This is a genomic window from Vibrio coralliilyticus ATCC BAA-450 (assembly GCF_000176135.1).
Lineage (GTDB): Bacteria > Pseudomonadota > Gammaproteobacteria > Enterobacterales > Vibrionaceae > Vibrio > Vibrio coralliilyticus.
In genome coordinates this window covers 238,638-259,215 of sequence record NZ_ACZN01000016.1, presented here as the reverse complement: position 1 = coordinate 259,215, position 20,578 = coordinate 238,638, and the positions used below count along the sequence as shown (strand labels likewise).

Sequence of the window (20,578 nt, the reverse complement as noted above, 5' to 3'; positions counted from 1 at the left end):
TAATGCATGTAGCGTGCCAACTTTAAAACCCATAAAACCACAATATTGATCCAACTTTTAGCCAATTTATTATATTGAATGTGCAAAATGAAAATTGCATTTTGCAAAAAAGTGCAATTCGATATTAAACAAGTATCTTATCAACTAGTTTATCAATGCACTATTTTCATACTTTTTTTACGTTATTGTCGATATACTCCCACTACCTGAACTGAATCGCTGTATCGAATGAATTATCTATCCACTTTCTGTAAAGGCTTAGCCATGGGCGCGGCCGACGTTGTACCAGGAGTTTCTGGTGGCACCATCGCCTTCATCACAGGCATCTATGACACATTGTTGGAAAGCATCCGACGCATTAATCCAAGCCTGATTGGTGTATTGAAACGCGATGGCGTTAAAGCTGCGTTTAACCATATCAACGGCTTCTTTCTTATCGCCTTATTCGGGGGCGTTCTCACCAGCATTGCAACACTAGCTAAGCTGATTTCGTGGTTGCTAGTGACACACCCTATTCCGTTATGGTCTTTTTTCTTTGGTCTGATTCTGGTTTCCGTTTTCCATATACTGAAACAAATAGAAAAAAGAACCTTCAGTCGCCTTATCTTCCTATTACTTGGGGTCGGGTTTGCTTACAGCATTACCATCCTCAAACCCCTTCAAATGGATCCGACCAGCATTAATGTCATGTTTGCTGGAGCGATCGCCATTTGTGCGATGATCTTACCCGGTATCTCTGGCAGTTTTATCCTGCTGCTCATTGGTATGTACAGCCCTGTACTTGGCGCAGTCAAATCATTGGATATCACCATTCTGCTGTTATTCCTCACGGGCTGTGTCATTGGTTTACTGAGCTTTTCCCACGTCTTATCCTGGCTCCTAAAACGATTCAGAGACATCACTCTTATCTTCCTGACTGGCCTAATGATTGGCACATTACCAAAGATCTGGCCTTGGAAAGAAACGTTGACGTGGCGCACTAACTCAAGTGGTGAACAAGTCCCGTTGATTGAACGCAACCTATCACCGTTTGATTTTGAAGCCATCACCTCACAACCTGCTCAGATAGGCATCGCCATCGTTCTCATGTTGTGTGCCATTGCGCTGGTCCTCGGCTTGGAAAAATTTGCCGAAAATCGCGATATCTAATTGTTTTAAAAGCAGCCTGTTGGCTGCTTTTTTTCATCTCTGTATTCTCAACCTCATTCCAAAAACTCATAGCGGTCAACTTTTAATCGATTGCGCGTCTAAGCTTTGTTGTACAGGATAAGGCTAATGCGACCACCGAGTGACCTGTTATGTCTCACGTATTCCACCGACACTGTCATACACAACTACCTACTATCAGCCACGGCGAAGGTGTTTATCTTTATGATAAACATGGAAAAGCTTATCTAGATGCTTGTGGCGGCGCTGCAGTTTCTAATCTTGGCCATAGCCATCCGATGGTCAAACAAGCCATCGCTGAACAACTTAAGCGTATTCCTTTTGCTCACACCGGTTTTTTTACCAACGAGCCCTGTGAACAATTGGCCGATGCACTGTGTGCTTTGATGCCTTCGCAATTCAATCACGCTTACTTTGTCAGCGGAGGTTCTGAAGCCGTGGAGTCGGCGCTAAAAATGGCTCGACAGTATTTTGTTGAGCTAGGAAAACCAAGCAAGACTCAGTTCATTGCGCGTAAACAGAGTTACCACGGAAACACGCTAGGAGCACTTGCTGTCGGTGGAAATGAATGGCGTCGTGAGCCATTTCAGCCACTTCTCACAACTAGTCACCATATCGATCCTTGCTACGCCTACCGTTTACAACAACCACAAGAGTCAGAGCTGGACTATTCACTTCGCAGTGCCAATCAGCTTGAAGAAAAAATCCTCGAATTAGGCGCAGAAAACGTCATGGCGTTTGTCGCTGAACCTGTTGTTGGCGCGACTGCTGGCGCCGTGCCTGCGACAGAAGGCTACTTCAAACGAATTCGAGAGATTTGCGATCAATATGAAGTGTTGCTCATTTTGGATGAAGTCATGTGCGGAGTCGGTCGCAGCGGCAGTTTCTTTGCATTCGAGCAAGAGCAGATAGAACCCGATTTGGTCTGTATTGCGAAAGGACTGGGAGCGGGTTATCAACCTATCGGTGCCACCATCGCCAATGACCGGATTTACCAAGCCATTGCCGATGGCAGCGGCTTCTTCCAGCATGGTCACACCTTTATGGCGCACCCGATGGCATGTGCCTCTGCACTGGCCACAGTCGAAGCTATTCAACAACAATCTTTGTTGTCTGCGGTGCAATCTCACGGAGCAGAGCTTAAACAAGCCCTGTCGAGTGAGTTGGGCAACTTGCCTTACGTGGGCGATATTCGAGGCAAAGGACTCTTCCTTGGCATTGAACTCGTCAAGGATAAAGCAAGCAAAGCTCCGCTCAATATCGCCACAAAAGCCCACACTGCGGTTAAGTCTCAAGCAATGAAAAATGGCCTGATGTGTTACCCAATGTCCGGGACGATTGACGGAAAACAAGGTCATCACATTCTGTTAGCGCCACCTTTCATCATCGAACCAAGCCACATCGACGAGATTGTGGCTAAACTGAAAACCACATTGACTGAGGTGTCCGGAGCATGGATTTAGCAACAGTTGATGCTGGCCACCAGCAAACCAGCGCAATTATCGTGGCACCAAATGGAGCGCGTAAAACCAAGCGAGATCATCCCAATCTTCCAATGACCGAGGAAGAAATTATCTCTGAGGTCATTGCATGTCGTGATGCCGGCGCTGCAATGATTCATCTTCACTGTCGAGATGAACATGGTCAGCACAGCCTAGAGATCGAACCCAATCTCCAACTGTATGACAAGGTGAAACAGGCCGTCGGTGACAGCATTATCGTCCAGCTGACAACCGAAGCCGTAGGGATTTATAGTGCAGAGCAGCAAATAGCACTGACTAAAGCGGTCAAGCCCGAAGCCGCCTCATTCGCACTGCGTGAATTGATACCCGATGACAACCACATTGAGTCTGGAAAGGCCTTTTTCCACTGGGTCGCGGAACACGGAATCATCAGCCAAATCATTCTCTACGATCAAGATGATATTGACCGCTACTTCCGGTTTCGATCTCAGGGAATCTTGCCGACAATGAATCAACACGCTCTCATCGTTCTTGGCCGATACCATGACGAACAGCAATCCAGTCCGTGGGATTTAAAACAACTCGACTTGAGTCGGTTTGTTCAACAAAACGTCCACCTCGCAGTATGTGCGTTTGGAGATCGTGAGCAGGACTGCCTAATCAGTGCCATGCTACTCGGCCTCGATGTACGAGTTGGGTTTGAGAACAATCACCTTGATCCACAAGGAAATCCAGCCATTAATAATGCGGAACAAGTGAGAAACCTCAAAAAAATTAACAAATTATTAAACATTTGCATTCATGATGCTTATAGTTTCCGAAAGGCACTAAACAAAAACTGATTCGTGCCTCTGGTAAGTAAGATAGGATCGTTACACGCAATAAAAAGGAATTATTATGACATTGCTAAAAAACGTACTGACTGCCGCCTCAGCAACTGCACTTTTAGGCGCCACTTTTTACGCTTCGGCTGCTGACAGATTTGTAACCATTGGTACTGGTGGTGTAACAGGCGTTTACTACCCAACAGGCGGTGCTATTTGCCGTTTGGTAAACAAGACGAAAAAAGAACACGGCATTCGTTGTTCTGTTGAGTCTACCGGTGGTTCCATCTACAACATCAACACGATTCGTGCGGGTGAACTGGACTTAGGTATCGCACAGTCTGACTGGCAATATCACGGCTACAACGGAACAAGCAAGTTCTCTGAAGCGGGCCCATTCAAAGAGCTACGCGCTGTGTTCTCTGTTCACCCAGAACCGTTCACCGTTGTTGCTCGCGCCGATTCGGGCATCAAGAGCTTTGAAGACCTGAAAGGTAAACGTGTCAACATCGGTAACCCAGGTTCGGGGCAACGCGGCACAATGGAAGTTCTGATGGACCAGTATGGTTGGACAACTAAGGACTTTAAGCTGGCTTCAGAATTGAAAGCAGCTGAACAGTCGAAAGCATTGTGCGATAACAAAATTGACGCGATGGTTTATGTGGTAGGCCACCCAAGTGGTGCAATTCAGGAAGCCACCACGTCATGTGAAAGTAATATCGTTCAGGTAGCAAGTCCGCAAGTCGACAAGCTTCTGTCTGATGCCAGCTACTACCGTACTGCAACGGTTCCTGGTGGCATGTACAAGGGCAACCCTGATGATGTGCAAACATTTGGTGTTGGCGCAACGTTTGTCTCTTCTACTGCGGTACCGGAAGATGTGGTCTACAACATTGTGAAAGCGGTATTCGAAAACTTCGATAACTTCCGCAAGCTGCACCCTGCGTTCGCAAACCTGAAAAAAGAAGAGATGGTCAAAGACGGTCTGTCTGCACCTCTTCACCCAGGTGCACTGAAATACTACAAAGAAGTGGGACTGATTAAGTAACCACGTCATAAGTAACAAACCCGGCAAACGCCGGGTTTTTTATTTGCTTTCTTCGAGTTCGTCTCTGAGCCACTGGTGAAAGAGCTGAACTTTCCTTGAAGCCAAACGGTAATTCGGCACACTCAAGTAGTAGCCATAGCCACTTAGCATGGAGAGCCCAAGCAGATTACTCACCAGAGCCTTTTCCAACATTTCACTCGCCATAAAATCAGGCACCAAAGCCAGCCCTTTGCCCCGCTTCACCGCCTCCAGTGACAAGTAAAAATGTTCGTAGCCAACACCATAGTAGTTGAGCGACTCCGCGCACTGATGTTCTAACTTAAACAGCTCCCACAGCTGTGGTCTAGTAGTGTGAGGAATCAATGCATGCTGCGTTAAAACAGAATTGACGTCGCTACAGGTCGCAGATTGTTCACCAATCAAAAGCAGTTTTTCCTGACACAATAATTGACTGTGCTCGTAGTGCTGGGACAGTGGCAAGCAACGCAAGGCGATATCCGATTCACCCGCAAGTTTAAGCTGGGTATTCTCGCGAGTGCGAATTTTAACCTGAAGCTGTGGATGCAAACGGCGAAACTCTTCGATCTTAGGCAACAGCCATAAGCTGGCAAACGAAGGCGTCACATCAATAGTCAGTAACTCTTGCTGAGTGTCACTTTGAATCAAGCTGGCGGTTGCGTGTTGGATGATCTCTAGCGCTTCAATAACTTTGGGTAAATATTGCTTTCCAGCAGTCGTTAGTTCAATGCCATTCAACTGGCGCTCTAACAGTGGCTGACCAACCATTTGCTCCAGTATCGCTATCTGCTTACTAACAGCACCCTGAGTAACATAAAGCTCTTCTGCTGCTTTTGAAAAACTCTGATGATGAGCAACAGCGATAAAGGATCGCAGTGCTTTAATCGATGGAAGTTCGCTTCCTTTGAGCATAGGTGTGAATCTATTCCTTTAATTCATACATGCAGAATAAGAGGCGTGACGGGCAGTTGTAAAGGGAAGTATCGATCCAAAACAAAACAGCCTGTCGAGTGACAGGCTGTTGTAAGATTATAAGTTGTTCTTGCGGCTTGGCAGGAAGACCTCACCCAACATACAACGAACACTGCCACCACCGATTGACTCAATGGTCTGGACGTTGAATGGAAGAAGCTTACCGTGGCTCGACAGCTGGGCACGCTGTGCAGGTGAAAACGCATCGTACGCCGATTGCGACATTGCAATCACTTTATCACCATTGACCGTCTCAAGCTCCAAGATGTTGCCACAGAACTGGTTCATCTGTTCAAGGCTGATTGAAACAACCTGCTTATCTTTCGCAAGAGATTTGAGTACAAATCGACGCTCAAATTCAGGAATCACTTCATCGCAAATTACGCAGAAATGCTCGCCGATCGCCATCATTACATTGGTATGATAGATAGGCTTGCCCGATGGAAGTGCCGTCTGGAAAGAAACCACACGCTCGTAACCAATTCGCTCGGCGTAATCTTCCAACACTTCTCGATCACAACGTTGTGACAGCGCAGCATAAATGGTGCGATTGACATGATCAATCACCATCACACCGGTACTTTCTAGGTGGGCATTCTCTGCTAAGTAATCCGTCAGCGAATCTTCACTAGATACAGCTCGACCAGCAGCTTCTAGAGCTTCACGCAAAGCCTCAGGGCGAACTTCTTGTTGACGGTTCTCACACGCCATTGGGAACGTATAAAGAGCACCGTCAGCAGTGGTGCTAAACCAATTGTTTGGGAATACCGCATCTGGCGTTTCCACGTCTCCAAGCGGGTAATCAAATTCGACCACTTGAACGCCGACCTGACGCAGCTGACCGACCATTGTCTTGAACTCTTGCATCGCCTGTTTGCGAACTTGTTCAGTGGACTCAGTCACCTGATGTTGAAACTCATTGTCTCGAGCGGTTTCAGCATTAAACGCAAATTCCTTTGGTGGCACCATCACCACACAGTTAGCGTTTTGCACTGTAGAAACTGACTTTTCTAGTTGTGTTTGCTGTTTGAACATTGCGATAGACTCGTTATATCTCACTCACTTACGTTGAATTGTAGACATATTGTTAAAATAACAATTGCTGAATTCACCCATTTCAATAGATATATACCTTGCATTTTTACTGTGAATTTCGTATTTCTCAGTAAATTTTATGGTCGGCATGACTTTTAAAACTTATTGCCTGAATAATATGCAGCAGTTCGTATAACAAATGGTTGATATATGGTTACATTTCAAACATTAACGAGCTACCATATGACACAAGCGCAATTGCCATGTCTGGCTCTCTCCTGCGTTGTAATATTTAAGGCGAGATATGTTTAAGAAATTTGAAGGCTTTACGAAACCTTTTCCCGATGAAGAACCCTCTCAGCCACCGAGTGGGATCTTCGCTTTTTGTCGCTATTACACCCGTGGATTTGAGGTGCCTCTGATCCTGATGTCATTGATGGCCACTGTGGTTGCGATAGTGGAAGTATCGCTATTTGGTGCTATGGGTAACCTCGTTGACTGGCTATCAACCAGCAATCCAGAAACCTTCTGGCAGGAAAACCAATCAGAGCTGATGCTGTATGGCGGCTTGCTATTAATAGTCATGCCTATCTTGGTCGTTGCGTATTCTCTTTTGGTTCACCAAACGCTACTTGGCAACTACCCAATGTCTATTCGCTGGCTCGCGCACCGCTACCTGCTCAAACAGAGCCTGAACTTCTATCAGGATGATTTTGCAGGCCGCGTGGCGACGAAAGTGATGCAAACCTCTTTGGCCGTGCGTGAAACCGTGATGAAAACCATGGACGTATTCGTTTATGTGTCGGTTTACTTTACCGCGATTGTTGTTCTGTTGGCGCAGGCTGACTGGCGTCTAATGATCCCAATGGTGATCTGGCTGATGTGTTATGTCTGTATTCAGCTTTACTTCGTGCCGAAACTGAAGAAAGTGGCGTCAGAGCAAGCCGATGCACGTTCGACCATGACTGGTCGTATCGTCGACAGCTACACCAACATTGCTACAGTTAAGCTGTTTTCCCACAGCAAACGTGAAACGGTGTACGCAGAAAATGGTATGCGCGGCTTCCTAGATACCGTATACCGCCAGATGCGCTTAGTCACCGGTTTTGACGTTGCTGTTGAGATCACCAACTACCTATTGGTCTTCACTATCGGTGCGCTCTCTATTTATCTGTGGATGGACAATTCGATCAGCATCGGTGCCATCGCTATCGCAATCGCTCTAGCGCTGCGTATCAACGGCATGTCTATGTGGATCATGTGGGAAGTCGGTGCCCTATTTGAAAACATGGGTACCGTTGTCGATGGTATGAAAACGCTCTCCAAACCGATTGATATTCAGGACAAAGATAATGCTAAGCCTCTTGTGGTTGAGCAAGGTGGCATTGAATTTGATAATGTCAGCTTCCACTACGGCGATGAAAGCAAAGGTGTGATCAGTCATCTCAATCTCAATATTAAGCCGGGTGAAAAGGTTGGCTTAGTTGGACGCTCAGGTGCAGGTAAATCGACCTTGGTCAACTTGCTGCTGCGCTTCCATGATGTCGAAAGTGGCAGCATTAAGATTGATGGTCAGGTGATTTCTGATGTCACTCAGGACTCACTGCGCAGCAATATTGGTATGGTTACGCAAGATACATCCCTGCTTCACCGCTCTATTCGCGATAACATTCTTTATGGTAACCCTGATGCCACAGAAGATGACCTACTGCGCGCAACCAAACAGGCTCATGCTCATGAGTTTATCGAGTCACTCAATGACCCGTTTGGTAACAAAGGCTACGATGCTCAGGTGGGTGAGCGAGGCGTGAAGTTGTCTGGCGGTCAACGACAGCGTATCGCTATCTCACGTGTGCTGCTTAAAGATGCCCCTTTGCTTATCTTGGATGAAGCGACCTCTGCTCTGGATTCAGAAGTAGAAGCGGCCATTCAGGAGAGCCTCAATGAACTGATGCAAGGCAAAACGGTTATTGCGATTGCACACCGCCTATCAACCATTGCAGCTATGGATAGATTAATCGTGTTGGATAAAGGCCAGATTGTTGAACAAGGCACTCATCAAGAGTTGATTCAGAACGAAGGTATCTACGCTCAGCTCTGGGCCCATCAAACGGGCGGATTCATCGGCGATGAAAGCGAGCAGAAACAAACAGCCTGATCAAAGCGATCACCCAATACAAAAGCAGAGGTATTCCCTCTGCTTTTTTGTTTCCGATATTCAATCTCTACCAGCAATTGAGATATACTCGCGCCATTCCCATTCAATATTTTTCCACAAATCTAATGAATAAAAGCTTACTGACAAATTTGCTGGCACTAGCGCTATTGGCTGGTGGCTATCAGACAGGCAACCAAATTGCTTTTTACGCAGGCCTATTCGCTTTCTCTGGCGCAATCACTAACTGGTTGGCGATTCACATGCTGTTCGAGAAAGTACCCGGCTTATACGGTTCCGGCGTGATCCCTGCGCGTTTTGAAGAGTTTAAGGCCGCCATCAAGAACTTGATGATGGAACAGTTTTTTACAGCAGAGAACATTGATCGATTCCTCAACAAAGAAATGTCGGGCAAGACTCTCAATCTTGAGCCTGTACTAGAGAAAGTCGATTTCAATCCAACGTTTGATTCTCTGGTCAATGTCATTGCAAACTCTTCTTTTGGCAGCATGCTGGCCATGTTTGGCGGCGCGGAGGCCCTGCAACCGCTTAAAGAACCGTTTGTCGAAAAAATGCAGGAAGCGGTGGTAGAAATAAGCCAGAGTGATGCGGTTAAAGAAGCGCTTAAGGGTCAACTAGAATCACCAGCCATGATGGAAGAGATTCAGGCCAACATTGAAAACATTATTGACCAGCGCCTAAGTGAACTGACGCCAAAATTGGTCAAAGAAATCGTCCAGAAAATGATTAAAGAGCATTTAGGCTGGTTGGTAGTCTGGGGCGGCGTGTTTGGTGGTCTAATTGGTATCGCATCATCATTCATTGCCTAACGTAGAACTCAGCAATTGACGAAAAAGGGAAGCGAATGCTTCCCTTTTCTTGTTCTACAGTGTTGCTATCAAATCCGCATTCACACCAAAGCTGGTTTTATGCTCTTCAATCACCACTTCACTTCGCGTCTGGATCACACCTGGCAGTGTCCCGAGCTTAGTCGACATAAAGCTCTGATAAGCTTTCATATCTTTAACTCGTACTTTGATCATGGTATCGAAATCGCCGGATAACGAATAGCACTCTTCGATCTCTGGCATGTCTTCCACTGCTTTGGCGAACTTTTCAAAGATAGAGAAACTGGTTTGATCAAGGCGAATATGGATGAAAACCTGAACGTCTAAGCCTAGCTTTTCAGGATTCAGCTCTGCATGATAGCCCTTAATGTAACCCTCTTTTTCCAATCGTTTGACGCGATCAGAACACGGGGATGTAGTCAGGTTCACTCGCTTAGCAAGCTCGACGACAGGAAGACGCCCTTTAAGGTTTAGGGTGCGAAGGATTTCACGGTCAATTCTATCTAAGTCCATTTAACGCTCTGATTAGATGTCTTTCTTTATGCTTATCATAATCGAAACGAGTCAACGAAACCTAATAAAGGAACCGACTTAGAAGAAATTTTATTGAGAGGAATGGAAACTTAAGCGGCTTCAACGTTCGAGAGCTCACGCTCTTCGACTAAGTCTGCCTGAGTGTTGCACACTCGACAAAACGTCTGCTTTTCCATTTTTACATAGTGTGCGCCCTGAAAGAGGGTCGCAAAGAAACACGCCAAACTCTTTTTCACCGAGTCATGCTCTTCTTGGCATCGCTTCATAACAACTTTGTGGGCAGTCACTTTTTGGCAGCAATGGCAATATACCTGAGGCATTTTCTCTCTCCGTGAGCGATGGCGTTATTGATAGTGGACATATTAGTAAGGCCTTAGTTCCAATTGCTCAAATTTTCATTTTCAATTTGTGAACCAAGTTCAATTATTAACCAACTTTATTAAAAAAGCCCCGAATATCGGGGCTTTATGTTTCGTCAGCTTACCGCTTATTCAAGCTCAGTAAGCTGTTTTTCAAACTTAGCGTGCTGTGCTTTCACGGATTCTTCTGGTTCACCTGTCATCAAGCTCACAACTACAATTGCGATAGTAGAGAAGATGATTCCCGGAACGATTTCGTAAACATCGAACCAACCACCCGTTAGCTGCTTCCATACCACGATAGTCACACCACCAATCACGATACCTGCAAGCGCACCGTTGCGGTTCATACGAGACCAGTACAAGCTAAGCACCAATGCTGGACCAAATGCAGCACCAAAGCCTGCCCAAGCGTAAGACACTAGGCCAAGAACTGAACTGTCTGGCGTCATCGCTAGGATTAGCGCCACGATAGAGATAGCCACTACCGCAATACGGCCAACCATAACAATCTCTTCAGACGTAGCGTCTTTCTTCACAAGCTGCTTGTAGAAATCTTCTGCCAATGCTGAAGAAGAAACCAAAAGCTGTGAGTCCGCAGTACTCATGATTGCCGCCAAGATCGCCGCAAGAAGAACACCAGCAACCACAGGGTGGAAGATAGAGTTCACCAGTAGCATGAAGATCTTCTCGCCGTCATCAATGGATACGCCAGAGTTGGTCACGTAAATCAGACCAACCAGACCAACCAGCATCGCGCCAACCATAGACAGTGCGGTCCAAATCACAGCGATACGGCGAGCCGTGGTCAAATCTTTGTTGCTACGCGCTGCTTTGAAACGAGCCAGAATGTGTGGCTGACCAAAGTAACCTAGGCCCCACGCAACCAAAGAGATGATCGCAATCGCTGACAGCGGCTCACCTTTAGTATCATTCCACAATGTCAAAAGCTGAGGGTTGATGTTAGTTAGATCAGTGCTTAGTTGACCAAAACCACCTTCCATCGCTGCAATAGGCACAATCATTAGTGCCGCTGCCATCAGAAGGCCTTGTACAAGGTCAGTCCAAGATACCGCTAAGAAACCACCAAACAATGTGTAAGAAACCACACAAACAGTACCAATAATAACTGCTGTGGTGTAATCCAATCCGAATACCGTTTCAAACAGTTTTCCGCCCGCTACCAGACCTGAGCTGGTGTAGAAAAGGAAGAATAAAAGGATAAAGAAAGCAGAGATAACCTGAATCAGTTTCGAATTGTCGTTAAAGCGACGTGACAAGAACTCAGGCAGAGTCAGAGCATCTGTCGTAATACTGTATGTACGTAGACGTTTTGCACTGATTAGCCAGTTCAGCCAAGTACCAACTAGCAGACCACCAGCCAACCAGAAAGCCTCAATACCCGCTGCATACGCATAGCCAGGCAAGCCAAGTAGCAACCAGCCACTCATGTCAGATGCACCCGCTGACAGCGCCGCAGGCCAAGGGCCCAATGAACGGCCACCTAAGAAGTAATCAGTCGAGTTTTTCGTTCGTTGATAAGCAATAACGCCTATCGCCAACATCAGAATAAGATACGCAATAAACGTGGTCGTAATAGCAAAGCTATTTTCCATGTGTTTGTCCTCTATTAAGATCGCCTTCCATGAACGCCCTCACTTACACTGAGTGAGGGCTCTCTGAGAAAGGATTAGTGGGCCTCACTCCCAAGTTCTAACAAGGTCGCGTTGCCGCCCACTGCTGTTATATTTATTGTTCTCGTTCGCTCTGTGATAAAGCGAAGCGATAGATGTGGATCATGCGCTACCGGAATAGTCGCAACATCCGTCTCCGAAACTAGGCCAACAATAGCACCTGTACGCTTCGACAATTGGCGGTTGATTGTTTGTTCAACCTCTTGATTCCCTATGTATCCGACACTACGTACATCTGACTCCAGCAGCTGATGATAAGCATCAAGAGAGGCAAATTGTAATAGGTTCATAGGTAAGGAAGACTGCGTGTAGGCAGCTTCCAGATTTTGAGTAAGTTGTGTGTCATCACTACACAAGATGACACTGTTACCCGCAACTAACGCAGCAGTCACCTGTGCAATCGTTGCTTGTTGTGCTGACTCTGAAGATTCATCTTGAATAATCAGTGCCACACCTCGACCTGCGGTATACAGTTCGTTTGTTTCTCCAGTAGGGCCTACCAGTTGATGCGTTTCAGCTAATAGCGCTGACGCATGTTCCATGTGGTATGCCACAACAGAAGCTAAATTCGGCTGTACTGATTGCAGAGCCTGTTTAAAAGCCAGTAAACACTCGCTTTTTGAGTCAAAGTTAGTCAGATTCCAGTTTTCCCACGCTGAAAAAGCATCAGAAAAACGAGTTACTTGATGAACCATAATCTTTCTCCTTGCCTACAGATTAAGAAAACGAAGTTTGTGTAAAGCGGAATAGGTAGTGCGGACCGCCAGCTTTTGGACCAGTACCAGAAAGGCCCTGACCACCAAACGGTTGCACGCCAACAACCGCACCCACCTGATCACGGTTGATGTAGCAGTTACCCACACGTGCGTGTTTTTCAATCCAGCGGTAAGTGGTTTCGTTGCGGCTATGAATCCCCATAGTCAAACCAAAACCTGTGCTGTTAATGCGATCAACAATCTGGTGAAGTTCGTTCGCTTTAAAGCGGACAATGTGCAGAATCGGACCAAACTGTTCTTCTTCAAGACAAGAAATATCACGAATTTCAAAGGCACTTGGTGCAACGAAATCACCGTGTTGATGTTCTTCACCCAAAGTAAGCTCAGCCACTTTCTTTTCCGTCGCGGTCATACGCTCAATATGCTTAACCAGTTTGGTTTTTGCTGTCGTATCGATAACCGGCCCCACATCAGTGGAATGAAGATAAGGAAGACCGACACTCAGTTCCTGCATCGCACCTTGAATCAGTGCAACGATGCGATCGGCAATGTCTTCCTGAACATAAAGTACGCGCAGAGCACTACAACGTTGGCCTGCTGATGCAAACGCAGAACGAATAACATCGCGCACAACCTGTTCAGGTAGTGCCGTACTGTCCACAATCATTGCGTTTTGACCGCCAGTTTCTGCGATGAAAGGCACAGGTGCCGCATCACGAGACGCCAATGTTTGATTGATTCGTTGCGCTGTTGCCGTTGAACCCGTAAAGGCAACACCAGCAATGGCAGAGTGAGAAGTTAACGCAGAACCAATTTCAGCACCGCGACCTGGCAGCAATTGAATCGTACCTGCTGGGAAGCCTGCTTCATTCATCAACTCGACGGCACGTGCAGCAATCAAACTGGTTTGCTCAGCCGGCTTCGCAACCACAGTGTTACCTGCGACTAAAGCGGCTGTAATCTGACCGAGGAAAATCGCCAGTGGGAAGTTCCAAGGGCTGATACACACAAACACACCGCGACCTTGACGAGACACTGTACGTGCCTGCCCATCAAAACCGTTTAAGTGAATCTCGCCTAAAGCATCGACCTGCTTAGCGTAGTAGCGACAGAAGTCCACGGCTTCACGAACTTCATCAATGCTATCGTGAATAGTTTTACCCGCTTCCTGATGACACAGAGCAACAAGTTCAGCAAGATTGGCTTCCAGTAGCTCAGCCAATTTGTCCAGCATAGCGGCTCTCTGAGCTTTATCGCTGGTCTGCCATTTGGCAAACGCTTGCTGTGCACCATCGATGGCAGCGGAAACATGATCAAGAGTCGCGAAGGCAACCTGACCCACTTCAATGCGGCGGTCGTAAGGCGCTGTTACAGCTTCAACATTGATGTTTTCCTTGATCATGCTTTCGGCATGAGCTTGACCATTGATGATCGGACCCGCCTGCCACTGATTCTTCAGGAAGCTTTCGACAGAGTGCTCAAATGGTTTGGCTTCTGATTCAATATCAACGTTGACACCATATGAGTTTTGACGCTCAGGGAAGACCTGTGGTGGCAGTGGTATCTTAGCGTTGTTCAAGGTATCGAACGCTTTTAGCATATCGACTGGGTGCTGAGTCAAAGTCTCTACCGGGCAGCGAGCATCAACTAAGCGGTGTACAAATGAACTGTTTGCACCGTTTTCTAGAAGGCGACGAACCAAATACGGCAATAGATCTTTGTGGCTGCCGACTGGTGCGTAGATACGCACAGATTGCTGATAAGCTTCCATCGCGTGGTTGTACAGGGAATCACCCATACCGTGCAAGCGCTGGAATTCGTAATCTTTGTGCTCAGCCATGACTGCAATAGACGTCACCGTCTGAGCGTTGTGGCTCGCAAATTGGGGGAAGATGTTACCACGAACATTCTCAGAAAGTAGGAATCGCGCACACGCTAGATAAGCAACATCCGTCGCTTCTTTGCGCGTGTAAACTGGATAGTTATCGTAGCCAGCTTGTTGAGACCATTTGATTTCACTATCCCAGTATGCACCTTTAACCAGACGCAGTGGGATCAAATCGCCCTGCTCTTTTGCCAGACCGTTAATCCAAACCAGCACAGGCAGTGCGCGTTTTGAATAAGCCTGAATAACCAGGCCAAACTTACCCCAGCCTTTCACTAAGTCGCTGCGATACACTTTCTCGAACAATTTCAGTGAAAGCTCAAGACGATCGGCTTCTTCCGCATCGATTGTGATAGCAACATCCAACTCAACAGCTCGGCGAAGAAGCTGCATAAGAGTATCAGCCAATTCAGTTAGAACACGCTCTTCGTTCGCCACTTCGTAGCGTGGGTGCAAGGCTGACAGCTTGATAGACACTGAAGGCGCAGGGCTAGTGTCTAAGCCATATTTGTCACGACCAACCGCTTCAATCGCCATCAGGTAATCTTTGAAATATTTATTCGCATCTGCTGTCGTCAGCGCGGCTTCACCCAACATATCGTAGGAGTACGTAAAGCCTTTATCACGCATGGTGCGACCGTTTTTCTGCGCTTCGGCGATACTACGTCCAAGAACAAACTGGTGGCCCATCACTTTCATCGCCTGGTGCATCGCTTTGCGGATAACAGGCTCTGACATCTTGTTAACTAGGCGGTTAACCGCAGAAACAGGGCTTTGTGACTCAGCTTCTGACAAGCCAACCACTTTACCGGTCAGCATTAGGCCCCAAGTCGAGGCATTCACGAATACAGAATCAGAGTTCTTTAGGTGAGATTTCCAATCGGCAACACTCAGCTTATCTCGAATCAATGCATCGGCCGTCGCTGAATCAGGAATACGCATCAAAGCTTCTGCCAGACACATCAATAAGATACCTTCTTGAGTATCTAGACTGTATTCAAGCAACAAGGCGTCAATCATCTGGATTGATTTCTTATCAGCACGAATCGATTCGATTAGCTGGGTGGTCTTGTCGCTAATTTGTGCTTTTTCAGCATCAGTAGGGATTGCCAGAGGCAACAGTTGTTCAAGCCATTGGGATTCGTCCACCATGTAAAGTGGCGAGATCAATGACCATAACTTATCAAGCGGCTGCTCGACAAACTCGGCATTCAACACATCAGTTGCTGTAAACATGCGTTTTCCTCAATCTCAACCTGACAATTTCATCAGGATTCTTACAATGGCTTGCAGTGTATTTTGAGCGGGAGAGGATTACTTGTCAAAAACTCCGAGTTTTTTGCTAAAAACTCTGATTATTAACAAAACAAAAACAGAGTCACATGCATATAAGCAAAATAATATATGGTTAATCTTTTCTTATTTAACCAAATTGTTTCTTGTATTGAGATGGAGACATGCCTTGAAGACGAGAAAAGGTATGAGTAAAAGCACTTTGGCCGGAGAAGCCCGTCAGCTCTGCTACTTGACCTAATGAAAGGTGGCCTTTTTCAATCAATGACTTGGCCATATCTATCCGCTTACCCAACACGTATTGGTGAGGTGTAATGCCCATCTGTTCTTTGAACAAGTTGTGAAACTGACTCTCACCAAGAAACACGCTACCTGCTAACTGAGCAACGGATATCTTCTGACTAAGATGTTGTTCAATGTATCTGTCGATGGCTTCAAGGTCGAAGCGTGAATCTTTACGGGATGTTGCAAAGTTCGACATATGACGCTGCATCAAAGCAATCACAGTGTCATTACAAGCCCGGCTGAGAAGCAAGTCCTCTGGGCTAGACTGCATTTCTGCAACGAGCATTTGTATCAGCTTTTGAATTTGTCCATCGAGTTGGAAATAGGTATCACGCTGGTTGAGTTCGTTGAGTTTTTGCAGCATTAACGGGTCATCGCCTGATGGCGCGGGCATGTTCAACACCAGAATATCGGATTGTCCGACTACACCGCCAAACGCATGACCAGAGCCAGACGTAACCACACAGCCTTGACCAGGCCCAACTAAATTACCAAACCCACTTACTTCAAATTCCGCCTGCCCTTTCAATCCAATCACAATTTGGGTATAGCTGTGATCGTGGCAGTCCATATAAGACGGCAGTGTCACTAGCTCTGCGGGCTTGGGTGACAAAAGTTTGGCATGTTCACCAATCAATTGTGTGTACTTAGATGCTGTCATGGCACAATTTGTGATCTCGAATGGCACTAGAGTCGCATGTTATACCAAAATCCCTTCAATTCGAAATTTATCGATTAATATGCAATTGGGTACAGTATCACATTATTGAAGAGTGAAAAAAGTACCGAACATAGGTTAAAAAGCACACTTTCAACCGCTCCGGAAGAATGATCAAGTGCACATAAATTACGGTATATGTCACTTCTAGCAACTTTTCTTTTTGAAGATGCCCAATCTTCACTTGCATATTTCCCCAATCAACTCAAAATGATAGATAGCATCCAAGTTTTATATACTTAAGTTAGATTAATCTGATTAATCTGTTAAAAAGAAAGATGCTAGGTTAAAAGAAAACTTGGGAGAGGCAGGGAAACAAGGACTGTCAAAAGTTTGTCTTTTTTTGGTTTTTACGTTGGTAAAATGAAACGTTAATTGTTGCAGGGAAATATGATAACACGTCGCATCCCAGCGCTTTTACTTGCGCTAAGCCCTATGTGGGTATCGACTTCGGTTTTTGCGGAAACGGCAACCTCTGCCGATCCTGTCGCAACTATCGATGGAAAGTTAGAGAACAAACAAAGTGAACTACAGACACTTGGAGCTGAGTTTGAACAAGAATCTGAGCGTTTACAGCAGCTAAGGGCTGAGCTGACCAAGTACCAGCGTGAAGAGCAAGAGCTAAACGCCAAACGTAACCGTGCCAAGTCTGCACTGGACAAGCAATATAACCGCCTTCTAGACGATCCAGATGTTGACCTGCTTTCTTTCCAGCAGGAGTATCAACAAGCTTGGGCTTCGGTTAAAGAGAACCAAAGTCAGATTCTGGAACAGGAACAAACCATTACCGAACAGGAAATGCGTTTGTCGCAAATCAAACAGAAACGCTCTCGCATTAACTCAGAGTTATCTTACCTAAAAGAGCAGAAAGTCGAAGCGCGAGTGAAGCGTCTTGACGCTGAATTGCGCGAAAGCGATGTGCTCAACACAGCATTTAAGACCACTTGTTCTGCTACCATGACACTTGGTGAATGTACCAATCAAGGTAAATACCTAACTAAGCAGCGCGCTGTAAACACGTTCAAAGCGAAACTGCTTGATGGTTTAACTGAAGCCAATCTGGCTAAGCAGAACCTTAAAGGTGTGCAGCTGAATGTGTTTGTTCAGGAAAGCCAAATCATCCGCTCTGGTTTTGAAGGTAACAACAGCTACTACACTGAAATGCAGGCGCAACTTCAGGCGCGTCCAGAAGCCTCTGCAGCTTGTAAGCTATTGAACGTGTCATCTCGTTACTGCCTAAACGGCACCGAAGTTGTCAAGAAAGAACAAGGCAACAAAGAGAAGAGTTGGGCAAACATTACCATTCGTTCAGATCAGTACGAAGATCGTGTCACCATTAACGGTGTCAACTACGGCAGCACACCAGTTGAAGTTGTGTTACCAAGAGGCAAACACCAGTTTACTGTGTCGAAAGATGGCTACCAAACCTATAACCGTACAATTCCAGTCAATGGCAACGATACAGTATGGGTGAAGTTGCGCCCAGATTCAGATATTTAACCCACTTCTCTTTTTGGAAAGAGGGGAATTGCACAAAATTGACCTAAAACGCCGTTTTGTCGTAAGTTATCGCTTTATAACTTAAGACAAAATGGCGTTTTCGTTTAGAATAAGCCCATTAGATAGAAAAGAATTGTAGATATAGATAATGCGAACTGGTTTACCAACGCTTCTTCTTGCTTTATCACCATGCTTCATCACAGCTAATGTTGCGGCACAGGATACTCGTGATCCTATTGTCGAAATTGATCAGCAGTTATTTGATAGGCATGGAGAGCTGAAAGCGGCAACTCAAGCTCGGGATGAGCAAAAAGCGACGTATGAGCAACAGCAACAATCTGTCTCTGAATTAACCAAGCTGGCCAAATCGCTTGATGAGGCACTGACCGAGGCAAAAACACGCCTTGAAAGTGATTACTCACGGATGATTGAAGACCCGAACATCGATCTCGCCGCTACTCAGAAAGCCTACCAAGATGCCTGGTCAAAGGTAAAACAAAACCAGAAAGAACGCCTATCAGAAGAACAGCAACTGCAAGAGCTTAAACACCAGCTTGATCTCGCGAACAATGAAGTTGAATCGATTGAGCAAGGCATTGATGCTCTCGACCAGAATAAGTTGCGTGCACGCGCCGAGCGCCTTCAAGAGGAACTTCAGCAAGCTCACTCCTTATCTGTGAGTTTCACAAATCGTTGTCAGGCAGATATGACTATTGCCCAGTGTGATCGCCAGACTCGCGATCTTGCATTGCAGAAGGCGGTTAAGCAATTCCAGTCAGAACTTGTAGCAGGTACCAGTGAGCCTCAAGTGGTGAAACTGCATGCCAATAAGGTTCCCTTCAACATTCACGTTTTGCGCTCAAAAGCGAAAGAATCTGGCTTCTATGATGGTGTTCGTTACCGCAGCTTAATGGACGTTGAGATGCAAGCCAGACCAACCCAAAGCGCAGCTTGTACACTATTGGGCATCGATAAGAAATACTGCTTCGAACCGGAAGCACTGAGCGATAAAGATCAGTTTGTTAGCAATAAAGAAGTGGCTTGGGTCACTTTGAATATCCGTTCTAACCTTTACGATGATAACGTTGAGATCAACGGCGTAAACTATGGCAGTACTCCTGTCGAAGTCATGTTACCCGTTGGGCCGCATATGATTACCGTCCAGAAAGAAGGCTACCGCTCTTTCCATCGTGAGCTGACCGTCAGACGTGATCAAAATCTTCGTGCTGTTCTGGTCGAAAAAGAGAACCCATTGCGTGAAGGTGACAAGTTCGCAGACTCACTGGGCTCTGGTTATCAAGGCCCTGAGTTGTCCACTATTCTATCAGGCCAGTACATTCTTGGTGAACATGGCTCAAAGCAACTTCAGTTGAAACACCCATTCGGCTTTGGTACTACTCCTATTACCGTTGGTCAGTTTAAAACGTTCGTTGACGCCACTAACTACCAGACTGACGCGGAGCTTAAGAACACCTGTACCGCTATTGTAAAAGGCGAAGTAACACCTATCTCGAAAGGCTACTGGCGTAACCCTGGCTTTAAACAAGCAGCAAACTCTCCTGTGGTTTGTGTTAGCAGAAACGATGCTCAAGCCTACGTAAACTGGTTAAGCACAAAAACCAAACATACCTATCGTCTACCAAGTGAGGATGAATGGGAGATCGCCGCAAGAGCAGGCGCGGAAACCAACTATTGGTGGGGTGACAGTTTTATCCCCAATCAAGCCAACACGGGTTGGGGAGGAACGCCTTGGTCAAACAAGAGTACCTCTCCAGTCAATGCGTTCAAACCAAACCGTTTAGGTATTTACGATACTGTGGGTAACATCTGGCAATGGACCAGTGACTCTCGCGGTCTGCTAAAAGGTGGCGCATGGAACTTTTCACCAGACATGGCAGCGGCTCATCAGCAGCTTTCGCTATCAAGTTCGTCTGCTGCAAACTATGTCGGATTCCGTGTCGTAAGAGACATCAATTAAATAAACAATACACATAATGGTTTAGGGGGGATTTCCCCCCTTTTTTGTACGTCATTTCCACGTAGAATTTCCCCTGAGCTCACCCA

16 protein-coding genes are annotated in these 20,578 nt (G+C 46.2%); 8 read left to right on the top strand and 8 right to left on the bottom strand.

What is annotated here, in order from left to right; all coding sequences use genetic code 11:
* The first annotated feature begins 228 nt into the window (after nt 1–228).
* From VIC_RS12430 to VIC_RS12415, 4 genes are all read left to right on the top strand, one after another.
* Complete coding sequence (locus tag VIC_RS12430) at nt 229–1,149, top strand: polyprenyl-phosphate transporter (RefSeq protein WP_039951879.1); 921 nt, start codon at nt 229–231, stop codon at nt 1,147–1,149.
* A gap of 149 nt (nt 1,150–1,298) precedes the next feature.
* The gene (locus VIC_RS12425; protein WP_006960218.1) at nt 1,299–2,630 is read left to right on the top strand and encodes an aspartate aminotransferase family protein; all 1,332 of its coding nucleotides are present in this window, start codon (nt 1,299–1,301) and stop codon (nt 2,628–2,630) included.
* Nucleotides 2,621–3,472, top strand: a complete 852-nt coding sequence (locus tag VIC_RS12420) for a beta-keto acid cleavage family enzyme (RefSeq protein WP_006960217.1) — start codon at nt 2,621–2,623, stop codon at nt 3,470–3,472. Before VIC_RS12425 ends, VIC_RS12420 begins: the two co-directional genes overlap by 10 nt.
* Nucleotides 3,473–3,527: 55 nt before the next feature.
* Nucleotides 3,528–4,502, top strand: a complete 975-nt coding sequence (locus VIC_RS12415; protein ID WP_006960216.1) for a TAXI family TRAP transporter solute-binding subunit — start codon at nt 3,528–3,530, stop codon at nt 4,500–4,502.
* A 39-nt stretch (nt 4,503–4,541) separates the two neighbouring features.
* Here the strand turns inward: VIC_RS12415 and VIC_RS12410 are convergent, their stop codons facing one another.
* Both VIC_RS12410 and VIC_RS12405 read right to left on the bottom strand, forming a co-directional pair.
* Nucleotides 4,542–5,432: a LysR substrate-binding domain-containing protein gene (locus VIC_RS12410; RefSeq protein ID WP_006960215.1), complete on the bottom strand. Its 891-nt coding sequence runs from the start codon at nt 5,430–5,432 to the stop codon at nt 4,542–4,544.
* 117 nt (nt 5,433–5,549) lie between these two features.
* On the bottom strand, nt 5,550–6,527 hold the full coding sequence (locus VIC_RS12405; protein ID WP_006960214.1) for an arginine deiminase-related protein: 978 nt from the start codon (nt 6,525–6,527) through the stop codon (nt 5,550–5,552).
* A 304-nt stretch (nt 6,528–6,831) separates the two neighbouring features.
* Between VIC_RS12405 and VIC_RS12400 the strand changes: the two genes are divergently transcribed.
* Complete coding sequence (locus VIC_RS12400; protein ID WP_006960213.1) at nt 6,832–8,685, top strand: ABC transporter ATP-binding protein; 1,854 nt, start codon at nt 6,832–6,834, stop codon at nt 8,683–8,685.
* A 125-nt stretch (nt 8,686–8,810) separates the two neighbouring features.
* Nucleotides 8,811–9,512, top strand: a complete 702-nt coding sequence (locus VIC_RS12395) for a DUF445 domain-containing protein (protein WP_006960212.1) — start codon at nt 8,811–8,813, stop codon at nt 9,510–9,512.
* Between the two features lie 54 nt (nt 9,513–9,566).
* Here the strand turns inward: VIC_RS12395 and VIC_RS12390 are convergent, their stop codons facing one another.
* The 6 genes from VIC_RS12390 to VIC_RS12365 all read right to left on the bottom strand — a co-directional run bounded on the left by VIC_RS12390 (nt 9,567) and on the right by VIC_RS12365 (nt 16,957).
* On the bottom strand, nt 9,567–10,043 hold the full coding sequence (locus VIC_RS12390; protein WP_006960211.1) for an Lrp/AsnC family transcriptional regulator: 477 nt from the start codon (nt 10,041–10,043) through the stop codon (nt 9,567–9,569).
* 110 nt (nt 10,044–10,153) lie between these two features.
* The gene (locus VIC_RS12385; RefSeq protein ID WP_006960210.1) at nt 10,154–10,384 is read right to left on the bottom strand and encodes a hypothetical protein; all 231 of its coding nucleotides are present in this window, start codon (nt 10,382–10,384) and stop codon (nt 10,154–10,156) included.
* Between the two features lie 167 nt (nt 10,385–10,551).
* The gene (gene putP / locus VIC_RS12380) at nt 10,552–12,039 is read right to left on the bottom strand and encodes a sodium/proline symporter PutP (RefSeq protein ID WP_006960209.1); all 1,488 of its coding nucleotides are present in this window, start codon (nt 12,037–12,039) and stop codon (nt 10,552–10,554) included.
* 74 nt (nt 12,040–12,113) lie between these two features.
* Nucleotides 12,114–12,812: a hypothetical protein gene (locus VIC_RS12375; RefSeq protein ID WP_006960208.1), complete on the bottom strand. Its 699-nt coding sequence runs from the start codon at nt 12,810–12,812 to the stop codon at nt 12,114–12,116.
* A gap of 22 nt (nt 12,813–12,834) precedes the next feature.
* Nucleotides 12,835–15,954, bottom strand: coding sequence for a bifunctional proline dehydrogenase/L-glutamate gamma-semialdehyde dehydrogenase PutA (putA, locus tag VIC_RS12370; RefSeq protein WP_006960207.1), 3,120 nt, complete (start codon nt 15,952–15,954; stop codon nt 12,835–12,837).
* Between the two features lie 187 nt (nt 15,955–16,141).
* Nucleotides 16,142–16,957 (bottom strand): AraC family transcriptional regulator, encoded by an 816-nt coding sequence (locus VIC_RS12365; protein ID WP_006960206.1) that lies wholly within the window; start codon nt 16,955–16,957, stop codon nt 16,142–16,144.
* Nucleotides 16,958–17,404: 447 nt separating this feature from the next.
* On the opposite strand from VIC_RS12365, the gene VIC_RS12360 reads away from it, so the two are divergent.
* On the top strand, nt 17,405–18,514 hold the full coding sequence (locus VIC_RS12360) for a PEGA domain-containing protein (protein ID WP_006960205.1): 1,110 nt from the start codon (nt 17,405–17,407) through the stop codon (nt 18,512–18,514).
* A gap of 148 nt (nt 18,515–18,662) precedes the next feature.
* Complete coding sequence (locus VIC_RS12355; RefSeq protein WP_006960204.1) at nt 18,663–20,492, top strand: SUMF1/EgtB/PvdO family nonheme iron enzyme; 1,830 nt, start codon at nt 18,663–18,665, stop codon at nt 20,490–20,492.
* The last annotated feature ends 86 nt before the right edge of the window (nt 20,493–20,578 follow it).